Annotated in this window: 2 protein-coding genes; both read left to right on the top strand. The window is 34.1% G+C overall.

Annotated elements, in window-relative coordinates; all coding sequences use genetic code 11:
- Positions 1-531: 531 nt before the first annotated feature.
- A complete protein-coding gene (locus tag EV203_RS13020; protein ID WP_132040882.1) occupies positions 532-906 on the top strand; it encodes a BlaI/MecI/CopY family transcriptional regulator in 375 nt (124 codons plus the stop codon).
- A 2-nt stretch (positions 907-908) separates the two neighbouring features.
- A complete protein-coding gene (locus EV203_RS13025; RefSeq protein WP_132040883.1) occupies positions 909-3,497 on the top strand; it encodes a M56 family metallopeptidase in 2,589 nt (862 codons plus the stop codon).
- Positions 3,498-4,242 lie beyond the last annotated feature (745 nt).

The raw sequence follows: 4,242 nt of genomic DNA on the forward strand, positions 1-4,242 counted from the left end.
CTCCGGTTAGATTTTTTGGTTCGTTTCTATTTCTATTCTAACCAGGGGTGGGGAATGGCTCAACTCCTTTTTACACAATTATATAGACTTAACTTTTTTGCCAACGAAATATATGTATTGCTTTTTAGAATTAAACCTTGATCCTTACTACTTATTTCCAAACTATATATTTCTCATTTATACCTTTTCTCCATGCGAAAAAAGTGGTTCTATTGAGGGGTAAAAAAGGGAAAAGGATTAAGGATTAAATCTTTACGGAATAACAAAAGGATAAGTAGTAAGGCCTTGAAAAAGAAAGATTACACCACTTATCCCTTTTTTCTTTGAACCATGATCCTGCCCCTTTGGAAAAACTTTTTTTACGCAAGTTTCCATCCCATAAAATTTCATGTGGATTTTACACGGGTTGGAGTGGAAGGAAAGGGTTCTAGAAAAATGGTTCGGCGGATAAAAAAGTATTGACAATTGTGGATTACAATTGTAATCTAATGATAGACTACAATTGTAATATAAATTGGAGGTGATATTAATATGAAAAAAATGCCTAAAATATCAGAGTCCGAATTAGAAGTAATGAAAATAATTTGGGAACTTAAACAAGCATCAAGTTCGGAAATTGTAGAAAGGCTTGTGAAGACAACATGTTGGAAACCGAAAACTATTCATACTCTTATCAATCGTCTTGTAGAAAAAGGAGCTTTAAAAGCCGAAAAAAGCAAAGGAAAAGCGTATATTTATTTTCCTGTAATAAGTGAAGAAGAATATAGATCTCATGCCAGCAAAACCTTTTTGGAGAAGGTATTTAACGGGTCTTTAAGCTTGATGCTTGCAAGTTTTATAAAAGAACAAAAGGTCTCCAAGGAAGAAATCGAAAAGTTGAAAAAACTTCTGGATGAGGAAGTGTGAACATGGAAAAGATTTTTTATACCGTATTTTTAATTTCTATTCAGGCTTCTATAGTTGGGCTTTTTATTGTTCTTGTAAAACGAATTTTAAACAACAAAATTAGTCCGGAATGGCATTATGCTTTGTGGGTCGTGCTTATTTTAAAACTGATTTTACCGTTTGGTCCGGAAAGTGCCTTAAGTTTTTTCAATTTAATGCCCCAAGTTGAACAAAGTGTTGATTTTTTGCATTATCAATCATATCAGGAAAATATTTATAATAGGCCTGTTATTAATGATCGATTTGAAAAAGATAATATTTCAATAGTGGATGAATCGACAAGACTTTCTGATTCAAAAAATGAGGTAAAGATCTTGGCCTATATTTGGATTACTGTTGCAATGATATTTTTTACATTTATTATATTATCCAGTTTTGTATTCCACAAAAAAATTAAGAGACGCGGAAAATCCGCACCCGATTCATTATATAGTATTCTGGAAAAATGTAAAGAAAGGATGTATATGAAAAATAATATCAAAATAGTTGTTCAGGATGTGATAAAAGTACCCGCCATTTTTGGAATTTTTAAGCCGTACATATTGATATCACCAGAAATTTTAAAGCTGAATGAAGAAGAAATATCGTATATTTTCATTCATGAACTTGCCCACTTGAAGAGAAAAGACCTTCTTGTAAATTATCTGTTACTGGTACTGCAAATACTGCATTGGTTCAATCCTTTTATATGGTATTTTTTTAAAAAAATTCGTCAGGACATGGAGGTAGCAGCCGATTGGAAAGTACTTGATATTTTGGAGAATAATGAACGAAAGAAATACGGGAGAACTCTAATAACAGTGCTGGAAGGTTTAAATACTCCGCATATATCTTTTAAGCTGGTTGGGATGATGGACGATAAAAGTAATATAGAAAGGAGGATAGAAATGATAAAGATAATGGATATTTTTAAAAATAGAAAGAGATTTTTTGTTATCACGGGTTTAATTGTGTTTATAATCCTTACCGTTTTCTTATTAACCAATCCAACATCAAAAACTTTACTACAGATAGGGTATTACACTATTGAAATACCTACCGATTGGAAGGTAAAAACAGACACACCTGGTTTAATTACAGAAAAAAACACTATTTTAAAAATTATTACCACTACGAGAATAATATCAAGCGGGGAACTCGTATTTGAAAAGGATAACGTTCCTGTCGGAGGAGTTCAGATAATAGGTTATGAGCCGAATCAACTTTTGTTTTTGCCTAACCATTCGGAGGTCAAGAGTAAAAAGGAGATAGAAGGATTAATTACAAAGGCGGTTTTGGTAAACCTTGATATAACTCCTCCTGCAGCAACCGGAGATAACTCAATAAAAAACGAGAATCATATATATTTAATTTTTGAAGAAGATGGGATTGCTTATGATATTTACGCTGATGTAAAATACGTCAACGAATCTCAACTCATTAAGATTGCTAAGAGTTTTAAACCAGCTCCGGATTACGAAGTAAAAAAAGTTGTGGAGGGGTTTGGTAAAAGGTTGAAGAATGTAGATAAACTTGCTCCTAAAGAAGGTTGTCGAGAGCTCATAAAAGAGAATTATAGTCAGTATGTTTCGCAGGATTTACTTGCCGAATGGATTAGAGATCCATCAAAGGCTCCAGGGAAATATGTTTCAAGTCCGTGGCCGGACAGGATTGATATAAAGGATATTACTAAGATCGGCCAAGCTAAATTTTTAGTAACAGGAGATATTGTAGAAATAACGAGCGTTCCTGGTGAGGAATGGAGGACGGGGGTCACGCTGACAGTGGAAAAATTGGAAGGAAAGTGGTTGATTACAGGGATTGATTTTGGTTCACAGCTACAGACTCAAAAAATTGAAAATTTAGATGAGGCGGTAAGTTATGCTATAAAATCTAGAAGGCTTGCATATAATGAAGGAGAGGCAGCAACGGAGGGACACATTATCCTTGATGTAGAGGAAAAAGATGGAATTATTAAGGTTTATACCATAGCGAGTTTTGGAGCTTTTGGTTTTGAGAACGGTATTTTTACTAAGATCAGCGGGAGTGGTGCTATTCCAACTGTTATAACATTTTCCAAAAATGAAAAAGGTGTGTACTCTTTGCTTGAATATAAGGAGCCAATGGATGGAGCGTTCTACATAGATTCACTAAAAAAGATGTTTCCTGAGAAACTATACGATAAAGTCATTTCTGCAGATAAATATTATCCAGAGCTTGCAAAGCAGCAGGAAGCACAAGCAGCAGAATATTTAAAGAATATTGGAAGAACAGCAAAGGTAAGTGCAGCCTATGTAGAAAAGAAGCTTGTAAATATAAATGTAGAGGCATCAAATAAATTGTTTGGCGGAACAGAATTTCCTTTTCTTAATGATTATCCGTGGTGGATTGGAACGAGAGAACGAATCGAAAATGGTATTAGATACATTTATGAAACTTCTCAAAGTAAAACTAATGACGGCTACGACCTTGTAATTTTTAGGAAAACAAAAGAAGATGGGACTATAGTTAAAGAATATAGATATAAAATTGTCGATAGTGAGCCACAGCTCATATACAAAAATACAAAATAAAGCATATAGATTATGCCTTACTGCCTCCTCATCGTGTAAAATTGAATGTTAATCATTGCTATCCAGTCTGACCCAATTCCAAAAGACTTAGCGGCAAGTGTATTTCCCATTTATTCCTTTTCCCCATGCGAAAAAAGTGGTTCTGGTTGGGAGGAATAAGGGAAAAGGATTAAGGATTAAGTCTTTACAGAATGACAAAGGGATAAGTGGTAAGGCCTTGAAAAATTCGGGATTTACGCCACTTATCCCTTTTTTCCTTGAACCATGACCCTGCCCATTCGGAAAAACTTTTTTCACACAAAATTACCTCCCATAAAATTCCATGTAGATTTTACGCGGGGTGGAGAGAACAGAAATGGAAAGGTTTTTTCACGACTTTGTCAGTTGGAGGCCATTTTTAGGGTTAAAAAATTTTTCAAAACTGTAGGGACAATTTTACTCCTAATTATTGCCATAATACTTGGCTATATTCACTTTTTGTAGTATAATGTAATAAACTAACATAAAGGTGATACCATATGTTTCTCAAAATAACTAAAGCTGGTGGCTATGAGTATGCCAAAATTGTCCATAATTATCGCGAAAATGGTAAAATAAAGCAGAAAGTCTTGCTTAATCTCGGTAGAATTGATGAACTCAAAAATGACCCCATTTAAAGCTGATAAAAGAAGCGGGATACGACTACATTGTGGCAAGCAGACTGAAAAACATGAGTAAAGAGATTTTAGATAGAGTATTTGATGAA

The sequence above is a fragment of the Caldanaerobacter subterraneus genome (genome assembly GCF_004345675.1).
Lineage (GTDB): Bacteria > Bacillota > Thermoanaerobacteria > Thermoanaerobacterales > Thermoanaerobacteraceae > Thermoanaerobacter > Thermoanaerobacter subterraneus.

Coding starts and splice junctions, on each gene's coding strand:
- EV203_RS13020 (WP_132040882.1), top strand. CDS start 532: ATGAAAAAAATGCCTAAAATATCAGAGTCCGAATTAGAAGTAATGAAA.
- EV203_RS13025 (WP_132040883.1), top strand. CDS start 909: ATGGAAAAGATTTTTTATACCGTATTTTTAATTTCTATTCAGGCTTCT.